General features: G+C 37.9%; 18 protein-coding genes and 1 pseudogene. 10 read left to right on the top strand and 9 right to left on the bottom strand.

The genetic code is table 11. The features are described 5' to 3' along the window. The first annotated feature begins 108 nt into the window (after positions 1-108). From QRY57_RS25650 to QRY57_RS25625, 6 genes are all read left to right on the top strand, one after another. Complete coding sequence (locus QRY57_RS25650) at positions 109-555, top strand: hypothetical protein (RefSeq protein ID WP_286016441.1); 447 nt, start codon at positions 109-111, stop codon at positions 553-555. Positions 556-837: 282 nt separating this feature from the next. Next, positions 838-2028 carry an efflux RND transporter periplasmic adaptor subunit gene (locus QRY57_RS25645; protein WP_286016440.1) on the top strand — a complete coding sequence of 397 codons (1191 nt, stop codon included), beginning with the start codon at positions 838-840 and terminating at the stop codon, positions 2026-2028. Next, positions 2025-2705, top strand: coding sequence for an ABC transporter ATP-binding protein (locus QRY57_RS25640; protein ID WP_286016439.1), 681 nt, complete (start codon positions 2025-2027; stop codon positions 2703-2705). Before QRY57_RS25645 ends, QRY57_RS25640 begins: the two co-directional genes overlap by 4 nt. Beyond that, positions 2702-3901 (top strand): ABC transporter permease, encoded by a 1200-nt coding sequence (locus tag QRY57_RS25635; protein ID WP_026593991.1) that lies wholly within the window; start codon positions 2702-2704, stop codon positions 3899-3901. Before QRY57_RS25640 ends, QRY57_RS25635 begins: the two co-directional genes overlap by 4 nt. A gap of 133 nt (positions 3902-4034) precedes the next feature. Continuing rightward, the gene (gene yknW, locus QRY57_RS25630) at positions 4035-4712 is read left to right on the top strand and encodes a YknW family membrane protein (protein WP_286016438.1); all 678 of its coding nucleotides are present in this window, start codon (positions 4035-4037) and stop codon (positions 4710-4712) included. A 220-nt stretch (positions 4713-4932) separates the two neighbouring features. Further along, positions 4933-5400: a sigma-70 family RNA polymerase sigma factor gene (locus QRY57_RS25625; RefSeq protein WP_286016437.1), complete on the top strand. Its 468-nt coding sequence runs from the start codon at positions 4933-4935 to the stop codon at positions 5398-5400. 101 nt (positions 5401-5501) lie between these two features. Here the strand turns inward: QRY57_RS25625 and QRY57_RS25620 are convergent, their stop codons facing one another. Continuing rightward, positions 5502-5981: a competence protein ComK gene (locus QRY57_RS25620; RefSeq protein ID WP_090695662.1), complete on the bottom strand. Its 480-nt coding sequence runs from the start codon at positions 5979-5981 to the stop codon at positions 5502-5504. A 301-nt stretch (positions 5982-6282) separates the two neighbouring features. Between QRY57_RS25620 and QRY57_RS25615 the strand changes: the two genes are divergently transcribed. After that, positions 6283-6684, top strand: a complete 402-nt coding sequence (locus QRY57_RS25615) for a DUF4359 domain-containing protein (protein ID WP_026593995.1) — start codon at positions 6283-6285, stop codon at positions 6682-6684. Between the two features lie 20 nt (positions 6685-6704). On the opposite strand, the gene QRY57_RS25610 is transcribed toward QRY57_RS25615, so the two are convergent. Together QRY57_RS25610 and QRY57_RS25605 are read right to left on the bottom strand one after the other, a co-directional pair. Beyond that, complete coding sequence (locus QRY57_RS25610; RefSeq protein ID WP_026593996.1) at positions 6705-6920, bottom strand: DUF2922 domain-containing protein; 216 nt, start codon at positions 6918-6920, stop codon at positions 6705-6707. 28 nt (positions 6921-6948) lie between these two features. Beyond that, positions 6949-7173, bottom strand: a complete 225-nt coding sequence (locus QRY57_RS25605) for a DUF1659 domain-containing protein (protein WP_026593997.1) — start codon at positions 7171-7173, stop codon at positions 6949-6951. Between the two features lie 110 nt (positions 7174-7283). On the opposite strand from QRY57_RS25605, the gene QRY57_RS25600 reads away from it, so the two are divergent. Beyond that, complete coding sequence (locus QRY57_RS25600; RefSeq protein WP_026593998.1) at positions 7284-7769, top strand: VanZ family protein; 486 nt, start codon at positions 7284-7286, stop codon at positions 7767-7769. Between the two features lie 39 nt (positions 7770-7808). Here QRY57_RS25600 and QRY57_RS25595 read toward each other — a convergent pair whose 3' ends face one another. From QRY57_RS25595 to QRY57_RS25580, 4 genes are all read right to left on the bottom strand, one after another. Next, the gene (locus QRY57_RS25595) at positions 7809-10565 is read right to left on the bottom strand and encodes a DEAD/DEAH box helicase (RefSeq protein WP_286016436.1); all 2757 of its coding nucleotides are present in this window, start codon (positions 10563-10565) and stop codon (positions 7809-7811) included. Continuing rightward, positions 10549-12168: an SWIM zinc finger family protein gene (locus QRY57_RS25590; protein ID WP_286016435.1), complete on the bottom strand. Its 1620-nt coding sequence runs from the start codon at positions 12166-12168 to the stop codon at positions 10549-10551. The genes QRY57_RS25595 and QRY57_RS25590 overlap by 17 nt, the downstream gene beginning before the upstream one ends. 155 nt (positions 12169-12323) lie before the next feature. Then, a complete protein-coding gene (locus QRY57_RS25585) occupies positions 12324-12596 on the bottom strand; it encodes a DUF3910 family protein (RefSeq protein WP_090695654.1) in 273 nt (90 codons plus the stop codon). 93 nt (positions 12597-12689) lie between these two features. Further along, entirely contained in the window at positions 12690-13580 is an 891-nt protein-coding gene (locus QRY57_RS25580; protein ID WP_286016434.1) for a cell wall-binding protein EntA, read from the bottom strand. Positions 13581-14282: 702 nt separating this feature from the next. On the opposite strand from QRY57_RS25580, the pseudogene QRY57_RS25575 reads away from it, so the two are divergent. Further along, positions 14283-14593 (top strand): annotated as a pseudogene (locus QRY57_RS25575) (BCCT family transporter); the annotation flags it as partial. Between the two features lie 165 nt (positions 14594-14758). Beyond that, positions 14759-14893 carry a hypothetical protein gene (locus QRY57_RS25570; RefSeq protein WP_090695650.1) on the top strand — a complete coding sequence of 45 codons (135 nt, stop codon included), beginning with the start codon at positions 14759-14761 and terminating at the stop codon, positions 14891-14893. Positions 14894-15203: 310 nt separating this feature from the next. On the opposite strand, the gene QRY57_RS25565 is transcribed toward QRY57_RS25570, so the two are convergent. Beyond that, on the bottom strand, positions 15204-16499 hold the full coding sequence (locus QRY57_RS25565) for a glycosyltransferase family 2 protein (RefSeq protein ID WP_286016433.1): 1296 nt from the start codon (positions 16497-16499) through the stop codon (positions 15204-15206). Beyond that, complete coding sequence (locus QRY57_RS25560) at positions 16496-17248, bottom strand: MreC domain-containing protein (RefSeq protein ID WP_286016432.1); 753 nt, start codon at positions 17246-17248, stop codon at positions 16496-16498. Before QRY57_RS25560 ends, QRY57_RS25565 begins: the two co-directional genes overlap by 4 nt. Positions 17249-17350: the final 102 nt, after the last annotated feature.

Below are 17350 nucleotides of genomic sequence, written 5' to 3'. Positions count from 1 at the left end.
ATTATATATAGAAAATTAACATCCATTTTACAATATCTTCAAAAATGAATGTTAAAATTTACTAGAAGTTAGCAAGACAAATTATATGTATAAAGGAGATGCTGAAATGTGGGGATTTTTGTATCAGAAGTAGAGACATTTCTATTTTGTTCAGCAACTGTTACACAGCGAGATTGTACATTTGATTTTGTCGTTCGTAGTACACCGATCGGGATTGCGATTTGTTTAGTTGAAGATTATGAAGTAGAGTGGCTTCCGATGAAAGTAGAAACATATTTGGAAGTGAACGGAAGCATGTTTCCAGATGAAGAGGCAAAAGATGAATTTTGTAAACAGTTAAATAGTGAAACGGGCTGGATGTTGGACATGCAAGGTGATAACCCAGAAGGCATTGTGCAAAGAGCGATGCGCACAGATGAATATGAAGCGTTTCAAACGGTAGAAAAGAATATTCCGCGTGAGATGAGAAAAGACGTGACAACTCTTCCGTTTGAGTATGACTTGGATGAAGAGAAACCGAGTTCTTGGAGAAAATGTCCAAACCGCCTGATGTAAGGCGGTTTTCTTTAGGTTCCTTAAAACTTTCTTAAAAGATAAATCGTTATATTTCTAAACATTTTTATTTTTGTTACAATATAAGTGTTGATGTAAAACTTTGTAAAGAAATCGTAATAATGTAAAAACATATAAATCCATTTTGATATTTCAATACGTAAGTCGTGTTGACCTGCACTTATTTTCTCTGTCTATTTTTACTTGGGTTTATATCGCTATCGTTTTCTGAAAGGTTTACACAATTAAATAACCACTATATTAAGATATAAAAGGAGAGAGGATATGTTACCAAATACCGTTCGTACTCCAAATAAAAAGAAGAAATGGATTATCATCGGAGTTATTGCACTAATTATCGTCGTTGCAGCCGTCAATATTTTTGTTATGCAAGGAAAGAAAAAGGGCGCGGCTGAGGGAGATGCTGTTAGCTTTGAGAAAGTAACAGAACGTTCACTTAACAATACGAAGTTGATTTCTGGACAAGTAAAACCTGGAAATATTGAGAGCTTCTACGCAGATCCGACAAAAGGAAAAGTAAAAGATATTGCAGTAAAAGAAGGACAAGAAGTAGAAAAGGGCACGAAATTATTCTCTTATGATAATGAAGAAATCAATTTACAACTGAAACAAGCTGAGCTTGAGCAAAAAATGGCTACTATGCGCTACGATCAGGCACAAAAGAAAATAGATTCATTAAAGAAAGATATTAAGAAGGCAAAAGATAGTGGCGCGGGGAAAGAAGTAACAGATCAGTTAGAAGAGCAAGTAAGTGAATTAGAAATACAGCAAAAAACAAGTGATCTAGAGAAAGAAAAAGGACAATTACAATCACAAGAGTTAAAGAAAAAGCAAGGTGAACTCACAATTTATAGTAATTTTGCTGGCGTTGTCCAAAAGCTAGATAAAGATGCAGCACAAAACTCAGCGCAAGCGATGGGTGGACAAGGAAAATCATTTCTACAAATTGCATCTAAAGATCCATTCCAAATTCAAGGAACGTTAACTGAGCTTCAAAAATCACAAATCCAGAAGGATCAAACATTTACTGCAACTGCAAAAGCAAATAGTAAGCAGAAATGGACAGGGAAAATTACAGAAGTAAGTGAATTCCCAACAAGTGCAGAGATGGCGCAAGCAGCTGGCGCGGGTGAAGGCACACAAAATATGTCTCAGTATACATATAAAGCAAGTCTAGATGGGCAAGAAGGTTTATCTCCAGGTTATCATGTATCGCTACAAGTAAGCTTAGAAAATAAGAAGATAATTGCGGTTCCTAGTAAGAGCATTGTAGAAAAAGGCGATGATGCATTTGTTTATGTAGAAGAAAAAGGAAAGCTTCGTAAACAAAATGTGAAAAAAGGTTCTACTGACGGAGACTGGACAGAAGTTCTTGAAGGCGTAACAGTGGGGCAAAAGGTGGTTAAAAATCCTTCCGACAATGTGTATGACGGAATGGAAGTGAAAGAAAAATGATTACGTTAACCAATATTCATAAAACATATTATCAAGGGAAACTTGCAGTACCGATTTTGCATGGTATTAGTTTAACGATTCAAAGTGGTGAGTTTGTTTCGATTATGGGACCATCTGGTTCCGGGAAATCAACACTCATGAATATTATCGGTTGTTTAGATCGTCCAACAGAAGGCGAATATATGTTGAATGACGTGAATATCTTAACAGCAGACGAGTCAAAACTTGCCCTTATTCGTAATGAATATATCGGTTTTGTATTCCAGCATTTTAACTTATTGCCACGTCTTTCAGCGGTAGAAAATGTAGAGCTTCCACTTATCTATGGTGGTGTGAAGAAAGCTGAGCGCCGTCAAAGGGCTCTTGAAGCGCTTGAAAAAGTCGGATTATCAGACCGTGTGCATCACTTACCGAGTGAACTTTCAGGTGGACAGAAGCAGCGTGTGGCGATTGCTCGTTCCATTGCGAATGATCCAACGTTTATTATGGCTGATGAGCCAACTGGTGCTCTTGATACAAAATCAGGGGAACAAGTTATGGATATATTCACGAAGTTAAACGCAGAAGGTACGACGATTGTTATGGTTACACATGAGGAAGAAGTTGCGGCGTATTCTTCGCGCCGAATTGTGTTAAGGGATGGGAAAATTACAGAAGATAGAAGGTGTGCGGTATGAGTTTACTAGATAGTATCAAAATTGCCCTATCTTCTATTTTAGCTCATAAACTGCGCTCAGCACTTACGATGCTGGGAATTATTATCGGTGTCGGTTCTATTATTACTGTTGTTGCGATTGGGCAAGGCGGGGAAGCAATGTTAAAGTCACAAATTGCTGGTTCTGGTAATAATGTCATGCCAATCCACTTCGCTGCGGATATTAATGATCCGTATGGAATGGGAGCGAGTGAAATACCGAAAATAACGGAAGAAGACATCTTTGAAGTGAAAAAGCTCCCGGAAATTTCTCATGTCATTACAACAAATAATACGATGGAACCACTTGAAATTAATGATAAAAAAGAGATGGTTAATGTTATTGGACTAGATAGTGAGTATTTTGAAGTCAATAAGACGAAAGTAGTAAAGGGTCGCTCACTCAATGAAAACGATATTTCGCAAGGAAATAACGTGGTCATGATTAGTACAAAAATGGAAGATGAGTTGTTTAAGAAAGAGAATCCTGTTGGGAAAATTATTGAGATGAAGGGTCAACCGATGCAAATTATCGGTGTGTATAAATCAGAGAATTCGTTTATGGGAATGGGTCCTTCAGAGGCGCTAGTTCCTCTTACGTTATGGCCAACTTTATACGGAACAGATGAAATTCAAAGTATCGCTGTACAGTCAAAAAATGTAGATAGTTTGGAGACTGCCGGCAAAAAAGCAGTTGAAGTGTTAAATAGTCGTAAGCCAAGTGAAATTTCCGGTAAATATGAAATGGTGAATTTAAAAGAATTCCAAGAAGGTGTTTCGAAAGTAACAAGTATCATGACGATGATCATCGGCGGTATCGCTGGAATTTCATTAGTCGTTGGTGGTATTGGTGTAATGAACATCATGCTTGTATCCGTAACAGAGCGTACGCGTGAGATTGGGGTACGTAAAGCACTTGGAGCAACGCGCAGTAAAATCTTGCTGCAATTCCTAATTGAAGCCGTTATGTTAACGCTTCTTGGTGGATTAATTGGAATCGGTCTTGGCTACGGGGGCGCATATATTGTGTCCACATTTGCAAAATGGCCACCTCTCGTTTCATGGGAAGTTGTCGTTGGCGGTGTGTTATTCTCGATGACGCTCGGCATTATCTTCGGATTAATTCCAGCGAACAAAGCAGCGAAATTAGATCCAATTGAAGCACTTCGTTACGAATAGATTGCTAGTGTAGTAGAGGGGACTCCTCTACTACACATACATAGTGTTCTGATGGGCGGTTCGCCGCCTCTAGTAAAGAGGATGCGAACCGCCCGTTAGAACGGGTTATATAAATACAAGGAGGTTTTTTAGAATGGAACCGAATGTTAATTTGCAAAAGGTTAGTGGAGAAAAACCATCTTTACTAGGAATGATCACATCTCCTGGCTTACAGTTTGAGAGAATGAAGAATAGTGATGCGGTATGGGGTGCGTTTTGGTTAATGACCGTATTAGGTGGTGTTATGGGAGCTTTTATGTCGTATTTATATTCCAAAGATCCTGCGTCCATAGCAACAAATAAGGAGCTTGGATTTGATGAAGTGCCATTGGTGTTCACGCTAGGCGGAGGCTTTCTTTTTTCAGCGCTTGTTATTATAATTACATTCTTTCTTGGTGCAGTTGTGTATAAAGTATTAATGATGTTTATGAGCAATGATACTCCTTATAAAAAGTTATTAACAATTACTGTATATTCTAGTGTCATTACTGTTCTTGGTGGAATTATAAATATGATAATAGCATTTATTCTTGGTGGAAATGGGCAAGAAATGTATACAGGTTTAGGACCAGTATTTGCTTCTACTGGTGGCGTTGTACATGGCATTCTAAAACAGTTTGAGATATTTGCAATTTGGGGATTAGTGGTAACAGGATTAGGATTACATATTACGGCTGGTTTAAGTAAGAAACAAGCAACAATTCTTGTTATTGTTTTCTTCATTCTAACATTGGGATTCGGTGCAATCGGCGGTATGTTCTCGAAAGCATAATATATGACATATTTAAAAAAACGGCTCATATGGAGTCGTTTTTTTTATTTTTGTATGTATTTGAAATACTAGGCCTCGTATTTCAAATTTCCTCTACAGATATTTGAAATTTCCCTATGCAGAATTTCAAATAACTCACCATGAAATCCGCTTTATCTTCTTATATTGTAAAGGTACCGCGGAATAACAAAGAGGTATACCTTTTAGAAATAGGCACGATATGAAACCGGCTACTTTTACAGAAACAGTTACGTTGTATGAAAAGATGATTAAAAATCAAATGAAGAGGCTTTGTCTGTACCGGGATTATGAAGAGTACTATCAATGCGGTTTAATTGGACTTTGGAAGGCATATGAAAAGTATGAGGAAGAGAAGGGGACTTTTTCAGCTTATGCATTCGTAACAGTGCGCGGATATTTAATAGAGAAGTTGAAGAAAGAAAGTAGATTTCAAAAGCGGCATACATTCGCTGGACAGGAAACTTTGCAAAATGTATGCGGAGCGGAAGCATCATCAGAAGTTCAGGATTATATGAGTTTGTTAGATGAGAAAGAGAAACATATTATTTACGAACGTTTTTATGTAGGAAAGAAGATACATGAAATTGCTGAAGAGATGGGGATGACGTATCATCAAGTGAGATGGGTATATCGGCAGGCGCTGGGGAAGATGCAGGCTGAGATATAGGAAATATAAAATGGAGACAAGAGGATATCTTGTCTCCATTTCGTTTATCTTGCCTTAACGGGCAGTAAGAGCCCCGCGACTGATTAAAGTTTCACTTTATGCTAGAAATCGTTATGAAAATCATCAAGCATCATTTGAGCGATTAAATTACCAGCTTTTCTCCATTGCTGTTTCATTTTGTAGCAGGTTATGGGGAGAACTGCTGTTTCTTCATTATAAAAATGTAGTATTGCTTGATTATTCACGTCTTTCTTTATTACTTTAATACCTTTGTAGAAGACCCAGATGCAATCCCAAGCGGTAGGTGATTTTGTCGGAATGGCACAAATGAATCGCCGATGATTAATTGGGATCGGTGTATTTTGTCGTAAATCCCATTTTTTAATAATTGCTTTCCGTCTGCCTTCATATGTGGAATAATTGTGTAAGATAATCAATTCTTTTATTAGTTCTAAAGGTGTCTTAGGTGAGTAGAGAATTCCTTTGGTGGTATGGATTTGAGTACGATAAAACGGATCTTCATAAGACATCATCATCATTACGGTACTAGAAATAGCATACAGATTAGCTGGATCATGCACCTGAAAAGCCTCCCTTAAAAAATATTAGTTTTTACATATTTTAGTATATAGATGGAATATAAAAACAATTTTAATTATTTGTAAATATTTGTAAATTTAATTTTACCTTGTAAATAGTAAGTTTTCTGTATAAGTTCATTTTAATTTTTTGACATATAAGTTGTTTTGCATACGAAAATGAATCTATACTTTTTTACCTCTTAAAAAGAAAGAGTTTCTATCGCTTTTTAAGTTAGGTTTATATAATTTGCATCACTTGTACATATATATGAAAATAGAAACAGTTAGGCGGTGATAGAATATGAAACGGAAGTATATCATTATTATGGCACTTGTTGTCCTTCTTTTCGTATATTTAGCAAGTAGCAACCCAAGTAAAGGGGAATATACAGAATGGGCAGCAAAACAATTTATGAATCGCAATGATATTAGTAAAAAATTAGCAGAGGTTGAAAAAGAAGATCCAGATGGGCTTGTTGGTGAACTTGCGACAATTGGTAAGAAGTTAGCGAAGAAATATGTAGAGCCACAAGTTGATGTGTTGATTAACCATTATACAAAGCGAAGCGATTATATTTTCTTCTCGACATATACGACAGAATTTACACTAGGGAAAGAAAATTATAAATATGTTTCAGTCGGGTTTTCTCATATTTTTATTCCGATTGAGATGCCGAAGAAAAAAGACGAAGCTGCAAAGTAATGCAGCTTCGTCTTAATCGTTTAAGGAGCAATTGTTACTTCGGATACTGTCTTTTCAACAAGGCGCGCTCCTTTTTTACGGGTATTTTCACCAAGTGATAAGAAAATTGTAGAGGAGAGAAGCGTGTCCATCACTTGGTTAATGTTTTGTTCATTCACAGGTGTAATCGGATTGTCGATAGAAAAGACAACGGTTTTTCCATCCTCTTTCAAGAAAATGAGCTCAAGTACTGTCATTTTCATTTACCTCCTTTTCATTAGAATTTTACGGATTCGAGATGTCAGATGTGCTTAAAAGTTGAACAGCATGAAGCTTTAATTCTTGCAATGAAGCAAGTGCATGTGCAACTTCATGCACCTTTGCTACATCAGCGTTTGGTTTTACTCGTTTAAACTGTTTGTTTTTAAGAATTGCTTTCCCGTTTTTGTCTGTGCCGCCGTTTAGGACAAGGCGTAAGCTTAAATCAGTTACAATTGTTTCAATCGCCATGTTTTTCACCCCCTTTTCATCATATATATAGGGGGCAACGGTCATATTTTGGCGTGAAATTTTTTCTTTTTTTTGGTACTCTTAGAAGAATGAGAGAGGAGTTTCTACAGATGAATCGTAAAAGGTTAGTTTGGATTCCCGTTTTACTATGGATCGGGATTATTTTTTATTCTTCAGCGCAGCCGTATAAGAAGCAGGATATGCGCTCAGATATTGAACAGTACGTGAACGTAGAATTTGTGAAAGAACATTTTTCATGGGTATCCATTGATTACGGCGGAGGTACACCAGTTAGTATTGCGAATAAAGGTGTTGGCGGCTTTATTGAGTTTTTCCTGCGTAAGGGAGCTCATTTTATGGTGTTCTTTATGCTTGGAGCATTGGCATACTATGCATTGTATCGTTCAGGATGCTCGAGGAAGAGATCCTTTTTATTTGCACTTCTTTTTGTCGCTGGGTATGCAACATTCGATGAAATTCATCAATGGTTTACAGGTGACCGTACACCGATGTGGCAAGATACAGTTTTAGATACGTCGGGCGGATTGACAGGTATTATAATAAGTAATTGGTTTTGGTATAGAAAAAGGAGCTAACCTTTGGGGTAGCTCCTTTTTTTCATATATCGGCGGTTATTATACACCGAGTAGTTCTTTCAATTCGTCTGTTGATAGTTCTGTCATCCAGCTGTCACTTGTGATGATAGCGCTACTTAGCGATTGTTTACGCTCTAGCATTTCATCGATTTTTTCTTCGAGTGTACCTGTTGTAATGAGTTTATGAACGTGTACAAATCGCTTTTGACCGATGCGATAGGCACGGTCTGTCGCTTGGTTTTCCACAGCTGGATTCCACCAGCGGTCGTAGTGAATGACATGGTTTGCCGCAGTTAAATTTAAACCTGTGCCGCCAGCTTTTAATGATAGGATGAAGATGTCGTATGTTCCATTTTGGAACCGTTCAATCATTTTATCGCGTTCTATCTTCGGTACACTACCGTTTAGGAAGAGAACACGTTGACCGAATTTCTCTTCTAATATTTTTTGTAACATATTTCCCATTCCGATATATTGGGTGAAAATTAAGCAGCTTTCATTTTGATCTTTTATATTTTCAATCAGGTCCATTAATGTTTGTGTCTTCATGGAGCGCTGCACAATATCTCTCGGTGAATCTTCTTTTAAATAAAGCGCAGGATGATTACAAATTTGCTTTAGCTTACTAAGCATCATTAGAATAAAACCGCGTCTTTCAATGCCTGTTAAGTTTTCGACGTTTTGTAGCGTGTCTTGTACGAGCTGTTCATAAAGTGATGCTTGTTCAGCTGTTAGCGGGCAGTATGCTTTCTGTTCTTGTTTTTCCGGTAAGTTTAATGCAACTGTTTGATCTTGTTTCGTCCGGCGTAGTAAGAATGGTGAGATGAACCTTTGTACTTGCTGGATTTTTGTTTCGTCACGATCTTTTTCAATCGGTGTTACGAAGCGACGCTGAAACTGACCTAGGCTTCCGAGATATCCGTGATTCAAGAAATCGAAAATAGACCATAGCTCTGCTAAACGGTTTTCCATCGGCGTACCTGTTAAAGCAATTTTATGATTTGCTCGCAATTGCCGAACAGCTCTTGATTGTTTCGTTTGCGGGTTCTTTATATTCTGCGCCTCATCGAGAATGATGGCATCCCAACATTGCGCGCTTAGCTCCTCTTCATCGAGTTGTGCTAATGCATAAGAAGTTAACACAATATCTGCATCTTGAAGGAAGTCCTTAAATGAATCACCTTTTGAGCGGTTGCTTCCATAATGTAGTTGCACTCGTAAGTTTGGCGCAAAGCGTTCAAATTCTTTCTGCCAGTTTCCAAGAACAGATGTCGGTGCTATTATGAGCGCCGGGCCTGTTTGGAGGCGGTTTTCTTTTACGTATAATAGGTAAGTAATGGTTTGAATACTTTTTCCAAGACCCATATCATCTGCTAGCAATGCTCCAAATCCGAGCTCTCGTAAATATAAGAGCCACTCTACACCATGCTCTTGGTAGGGGCGAAGTGTAGCTTGCAAGGAGGAGGATATTTGAACTTTTGGAATGTCTCCAATATGCAGTAGCTTTTGAAAGAGCTCTTCGTAATAACCATCTAGCTCAATTTCAATGTCTGTAAATGGATTGTCTTCTTCTACGATTTCTGCTTCAGCAGCGTTTGATAAGTGCTGCTGCAAGACATCCTTCATTTCAAGTCCATACTTATCTGCGCGCTTCATTAGTTTTTTCACTTCTTCAACAAAGGCAGGGTCGAGTCGCATCCATTGTCCGTTTAAATTAAAGAGTCGTTTGTTTTGTTCGACCAGGTCAAAAAATTCACTCTCTGATAGGTCGATACCATCTGTGGAAACGCGCCAGTTGAAATCGACGAGAGTGTTCATGCCGAAGAAGGATTGTGTTTGATTCGCATTCTGCTTCAGTTGAACGCGTAACTTCGGTTTTGTTGCCTTTAAATTCTGCCACCAAGATGGTAGTAGAATATCAACGCCGGCTGCTAATAATTCGTTACTTGCTTCTGTTAGGAAGCTCCATGCTTCTGTTTCATAAAGCTCAGTTCGAAAGTGATCATCTTCCTTAAGCCATGGAACGAGTTTGCCGAACCCTTCCTGCGTTTCTTGAATACGCTCTTCATAGCTATGCCATCTTTTTGGTAGTGAATCGATGCTAGTATATACATAGATCCGGTGTGCTCCGCGCTTTGTCGTAATAATCGTTTCAAGCTTCCACATTTCAAAGTCATCTTGCGGCTCTTGGAGGCGAAGACCGATTGTAAAGGGAAGGTCATCCTCAATGTAACCAATTTTTCGGAGCCAATCTTCTTCATGCATCGCTGCTGTAAGTTGTTTCTTCGTAAAATCATAGTGCTCATATAGCCTTTTTGCATCCTCCCAGCCATCACTCGAGCGCGTGTCCTGAAGAATACTTTCATTAATTGCCTGAGAGAAAAGTGATGATAGCGTATCATCTTCAGTTGAAACATTGTTCACTTTCCATGATGGGCGATCGGACCAGCTCTTCATATCAGGTATAAAGCTTCCAGTCACAAAGGCATCCCATAGTTCCTTTGCATCAGGTGTAAGTGTGGTAATGGGACCATTCATTTTCAGCCTGGCAAATGAATTCATTGGCCTGTTGGCGATATATTCAAATGCCTGAACGTTCGTTAGCATAATCCCACTTCGGCCTTCATATGTAGCTTCTTTCAAGAAGGTGCCATAGAAGGAAGTCGAATGCCATGTGAAGGCATGTTGTTTCCAATCTTTTATAGGTAAGAGATTGCCGATTTCATCTTCTCCCCAAAGAAACCAACCTTGATTTACGTGCTGGAGCCGAATTGTTACTTCAGTTTGTATGATCATCGATTAATTTTCCTTTCCGGAGTTCTTCCTGTAGTGCTCTTAGGCGTGAATATGAGTTGGCAATATGGATAATGAAAGTGTGCCATTCATCTGTTCGTTTGAGCCGCTTATAGAGCATGCGTAATTTCTTTAAGTAACGGACCGCCCGGCGGTATGACTTGCGATTCCGTTCTTCAATTGCTTGTACGGCTGCGAGATGATAGAGCGGAAGAGCTGCATCTGGTGCTTCTTTTTCGATTTCTTTTAGTGGTTCTTTTAATAGTTCAATGGCTTCAAATCCGTACAAAAGATGAAGTTCTGTCCATGTATAATATTGTTTTTTTGCTAGTATATAGTGCTCGTAGTTTGTGAAGCTGTATGGCAATAGCTCTTGCAAAATCATTTCAAGACCAGCTTGTTCATTTGTGTGCGTTGCATATGTTTCATACATCATAATGAACAAACGGACGATATCTTTTATAAAAATAGGGTCGGCTTTATCTTTCATTGTGTTCTTCACTTGTTTATATGTGAAAGAAAGCCAGTTTTTGGCGCGCTCCCATTGCATAGTGCTCAGTAAATCTTCGAGCCAATCGAAATAAAGACCGACAACTTGCGCTGGTTGTGTTTCGAGCAAGTCCATAGCAGAATTGTCTTCTTGTTTTAAAAAGAATAGATGAGAAGCGGCGAGTGCTTTCGATAGTGGATGCATCTTCTCGTCAATTCGTTTTTCTTCTTCGTGTATCCAAGCTGTTTCTGCTAGTAACTCTCCCCATATATGCCGGTAAATAAAGAATCTTTCCTGTGTATAGGAGTCGGTAGAGAAGAAAATATCATGCATTCGGCGAGCTGTTTCTTGCAAAATTGGTCCACTTTCAGCTGGAATCGATTCTGACTTCAAGTCACGTACAAGTGATTCAACTTTATCGACAAAGAGACGAACAACTTGAATTGGTTGGTGATAGGAATACTTTTTGTTTGTCTCAAAGTCGCTGGCTTCTTCTAATAACTTCTGAAAGCAAAAAAGTGCGCCGTGTAATTTGAACAATTCATGAATGGCAACGATGCGCGGTGCTTTTCGTTCTAATTTCATATAAAAGTCTGTAAAGATACTCATAAGAAAATACATTTGTTTATATGAGAGCCGTGCTTGTTCTTTTTTAAATGCGCCATATTCAGATTCAAAATATGCGTGCCAACTTTTAAAATCCGTTTCTTCAAATGCAGACGATTGTAATACTTGCCTTGCTGTTCGAATCGGAGGGAGTGATGGCTTCGTTTTATTTTTAAATAATGCTAATACTTCTCCCACTTGTCCGAAGCTAGAAGCAGCAGATAGTAAAACAGCAAGCATGTGCTCACATTGCGTCGGCGCAAAGCAATCACAATAACTTTCTGCGATATCACGAATCGGAATATGAACGCTATACACGTTCCCTTCAGCGTCTACGGTGCCTGATAACGTATAGCCATCAAAATCAACGTTGTAGACAAGACCGCTGCGATATAAGTGACGAGCAGTGGCAACATGTACTTGATCGGCTTCTTGCTGCGGATCAAGTCCTTGAACAAATTCATTCGCGATCATCATAATTTCATCTTTCGTAATTGAATGTTGCAGCATAATTTTCCTCCGTACAAAAGATTTCTTTCCTCTACCATTATAAACAAAAAGCTGTGAAAACAGAAAAAATGAATTTGCGAATCATATGTTGAAATACGAAAAGACTATCTCTTTTAGAGAAAGAGATAGTCTTTTCGCATGATATATCGCCAATTCTACAAAATACGAAAAGCTTGTACATATGGATCCTGTAGAATTCTTTCTATTAATGGAAGCATTTCTTCTTGAAATGGTATATCAATTGGAAATGGTTTTTGTGATCCTGGTTTAATCCCGTATTGCACGAACTTATACTGAACCGATTGATCGTAATTGAGCACGATTAATTTATAGCGATTGTCATCATGCTCAAGTGAAAAATCAATTGTTGTCCCATCATGATGGGGCTTTGGTGTACCAATCCAATCTATTTTTGCATTCAGATTCATCTTGTAACCTCCTTATTGTTATTATAAAAAAATAAAAGCCAGCCCTCAAATACAAATAATAAGAGGACTGGCTGAATTTTTAGCAGTAATTGATTATTTTAAAATTTTCACTTTTACAGTTTTACGTCCCCATTTATCAGCAGCTGAATCAGAGCCAACTAGAACGTCGATACGGTTACCTTTAATTGCACCGCCAGTGTCACCAGCAATTGCTTCTCCATATCCTTCTACCCATACTTTTGATCCTAGTGGAATCACTTTCGGATCAACAGCGATCATCTTCATGTTTGGATTCGCTGTTAAGTCATGACCCATTGCAGTTAATACACGGCCACCATATGTGCCGCCATTTTCGCTCGGATGAGCTGTATATGCAGTCGCTACAACTGTTAGTTCACGGCCACCAGAAGGAGCGTTTGTTTCTGCTGCTTTTACTTGAGTAGCAGGTTTTGCTTGTGCTACTGGTGCTTCTGCTTTAGCAGGTGCTGTAGTTTTAGCAGGCGCTTCTGCTTTAGCAGGTACTGGCGTTTCTTGTTTTTCAATAACAGGTGCTGTACCTGTTAAGAAAGGAACATGAACGTAAGCAGTTTTCCCATTATATTCGAATTGTAACCACTCATTTTGTACTTGGTTCGTTGTTTCAATCATATCGTCTTTCTTAAGCGTACCAAGAATTTCTGAGTTTGTGTTCGCTTCAGCACGTACGTTTAATACGTTTGCTGTTACGTAATAGATGCTTTTTGTGAATTCTGCATTTACGAATGCGTCTTTACCATCTAATTTGATTTTTGACCATCCGTTTTCTGTATTTGTAACATCTAATTTATGACCATTTAATACTTTGCCTACAACTTGTGATCCAGTAGTTGGGTTCTCTCGTACATTTAATACGTCTGTTGTAACAACAGTTTCTGCTTGTGCAGAAGTAGTGAAAATCCCAAGACCAAAAACTGCTGCTGTTGCTATACCAATTAATTTTTTCATGATAGCCTCCATTGCGTTTGTTTTCGTGTCCTCATTATAGCAACAGTTTTTTTCGGAATTTGGGAAAACACACAATTACAAACCATTCGTAACAAATCATTAATACTCTGTAATATAGAAAAAAATAATAGAAAGCGGTTTTCGTTCCATGTTTTTCGGAGGTTTAGTAGATATCGCTATTATTTGTAACTCAAAGGATGTTTTTCGATTAAGATAATAATGTTGCGCGATCGTTACGACATGATTACTAAAAGGTTACATTCCTTGAGTAATTCGTCGATTTATAACTAAAATAGTTATATAAACATAAACAATTTGTTTATTTGCTCACAAAGAAGTGCTATATCCTACAAAAACAACCGCATAATTGTTACAAAAAGAAAGGGGCGCAATCCGTGCATGTGTCTTTTTTACAACTGTAACACATCATTTTTTTGGAAAAACACACTTTTCCATCCGCATCTATCTCATACCAACGGACAGTCATACTCTTCTTTTCCATTCTTAAAGGGAATAAAGAGGAAGGAACTGTCTATCAAGAGCTCAATTGGTGGAGGCTCATTTTCGCGAGGGTTAAGAAAATCACCACAAGAAATATTTCATTTTATCCAGCTATTCGTGAATAGCAATATGTGCATCTCAATATTTAGAGAAGATATCTCTATAAAAGCTTGATTGATGAGAGCAAATTATCAGTGTGGAATGAAGAAAACCCACTCACTAAAATTGTTGTTTATCCGATTTATCTCATTAACATTATGTATTGCAGGGGGGATTATTCCTGAGTCTGTTATTGGAAAAGGTGGTTTAGGAAATGTAACAGCTACAATTCAAACGGCGTTAGTAAGTAAATTTGGTTCTCTATTATTTCTGTTTCTATTTTCTTAGGTTTAGCTATCTTTTTAATCTTTTCAAAATATGGTTCAATCCGTTTAGGGAAAGAGGACGATAAACCAGATTATAGTTATTTGACAGGGTTTGTGATTTTGTTTAATTTGTCGCATATTGTCGGATATTCGATATAATGTGTAAACTATTGATATATTGACAAACATAATCCAAATTTGTGTCAAAAATTTGTCGGAAATGTGTTGTCACTTTTCCGTATATGTGCTATATTATTTCTTGTAAGCGATTTCAAATGTTTTTAAGCGTATTCAAGGGGGACAACTAGAATAATGAAGCGTTACGAAAGAAAGTGGAAGCATATTTGTTTGAAACGTGTGGCACATCGTAGTGTTCAAGCAAACACGGAACCAAAGACTGAGGTATCTAAAGAACAACAAGAGAAACAATTGGTTTTACAAAAATAGCAGTCACTTTTTCGTATATAAATGAAAGTAGATCGTTCGTTGGGGGATGGACGTGAAAATTGCTTTCGACTAAGGGGTATTGTCCGATATATAGATTTTATAGTAAAAATAAGCACAGAGCATACGGCGCTCTGTGCTTATTTTTTTAATCAAACGTTTGTTTAATTCTGAACGAGCCGCATGCGCTTTTATTGGTATCCAGCTCCAGCGGCTAGAACAGTCGGTCGTTTCACTCCTTCACCTGAGGCAAAGAGCGCCTCTGATTCAGGAGTTCCAACGCCCTTCTGTTCTGAACGAGCCGCTTCCGCTTTTATTTCTTAAACCGTACTGTTTTGTCCCATCCGATAATTTGTTTTTTACCTTTAGCGCGCAAGTATAGGATGAGGCTTCTGATAAATAAGTACGTAAAGAGCTGGGCGTATGTGAAATACATGATGATGCTGATAAAAATGTTTAGCGGTGTGAATGTGTTTTCGACACTTTGTGCACTAAAGAGCTGCGAGGTGTACGTAATGTAGGCGACGTACCACGTAAATAGCAGCGGGATTGCATAGTTGATTTGAAACAGGCCTAGTAGACCGATGATCAACCATACATTTGAAATGATTAAGAATAGCCAAAAGACAATGTATACTAATACTTGCTGCAGTGAATGAACGAGTAGTTTTCCTTTAAAGAAGCTGAAGGAGGAAAACATCTTTTCTAAAATGTATAAGTTTCCTTGGAGCCAGCGCGTTCGTTGTTTAATTAGGATGCTTAAATGTTCAGGTTCTTGTTCCCATGTAATGGATTCAGGAACGATTGGTAATAGATAGCCTTTTTGTGTAATTCGTAATGTGAGTTCTGCATCCTCCGCAATGGCATAAGGGTCATAACCGCCAAGCTCTTCAAGTGCAGAGCGGCGAAGGAGCATGTTTGTTCCTGTTAATGAGCCGGTTTGGAATAGGAGCCAACGTCCAGATTGCATGAGTAGCTGGAAGATTTGAAACTCAAGAGAAATCATTCTTGTAAGCCAATTTCGTTTTTCATTAACAGTACGCACATGGCCGACAGCACCGACAGCATCCTTTGTTGTTTCTGCGTATTCAACAAGCATGCGAAGAGCATGAGGTTCTGGTTGATTATCGGCATCGTATACACAAAAGTATTTTCCATTTGATATGCTAAGTCCATGGTTTAATACGCGTGATTTTCCTTTCGGTTCCCCAGGTGGTACACGAATATGTCTTATATGAGCATATACCTTATCGTATTCATCGCTAATCTCTCCGGTTTCATCTTTGGAATTATCATTTAATAAATAAATCGTAAGTTTTCCAGGATATTCGATATTTGCCATCGCGGCTAACGTATCCATAATAACAACGCCCTCATTATGAGCAGGAATTAGAATATCCACGCTCGGATAATGTTCCAATGTACGGTCCTTTAATTTGCGATGCCGATGAACAAGGCCGGCAATTGTTAGTAAGGAATAATAGACGAGTAAGCCTGAAAATAAGAAGGCTGTAAAAATAAGTACATATTTAATAGAAAAGATAGTACTAATCCAAAAAACAAGCAGACAAAATAGAAGAAATAACAGAAGAAGAATAAGTGTCATCATGTTGTTAATACCTTCCTTCCAAGCTGTTCTTGTTTTATTTTGATTTTTGAAATAGCCTCTTCTGTGAACCATTCTTCCCATTTATGTTCAAGACGCTTGAGGACGATATTTACACCATCTTCATTTATATTTTGAAGTAAAATGACCAATGTATTATCATCATATTTTCCAACTAAATCAAAATCACTTAGCAATGTATCGAGTAGGAGGGAGGCAACGTGATCCATGACGCTATGTCTCGTATAGCTACTAAAAGAGGAAAACGAAAAGTAGATGAGCATTCCCGTTTCACTACGTCTTTTCATAGCAGTTTCGAGCAATAAACCACGTTTTTCAAATTCTTGTCTTGTTAATAGCTTTGTTTCTCCAATGTATTGTTCGAGCTTTTGAACTTGCTTTCGCAGGCGTCTATTTTCATTCACGAGTTTTTTTAACATATAGGTCGATATATAAATAAGAAAGAAATTTGCGATTGTTAGGAAATGAACGATGATATAGGAAAATTGTGTGGAAGTACTCCATAAATATAACCATGCTTCATAAAATAAATAGAAGACGGAGAGGAGAGTTCCAGCAATAAACAAAATGAAAGCGAATTTATTTGAAATGAATAGAAAGAGTAAGTTGATGAGTACATAAATAATTGTGAAGAAAAAAGCATAAGGATAGGAGTTTATATGGACTGTGGTGAAATAGAATAAAATTTGAACTATCCATAACAGTATGATTTGATTGGGAGTTTTCTTCATTGGTGTACCTCCTAACAAATAGGTTTTTATATGTAATATGTGCTAGAAGGGGGAGGATACATTCATAAAAAAGGCTGACCCGAAAGTTCGGATCAGCTCACT

Source organism: Bacillus arachidis, assembly GCF_030285945.1.
Taxonomy (GTDB): Bacteria; Bacillota; Bacilli; order Bacillales; family Bacillaceae_G; genus Bacillus_A; species Bacillus_A arachidis.
The sequence above is the reverse complement of the archived record's forward strand: the minus strand, read 5'-3'. Positions and strand labels throughout refer to the sequence as shown.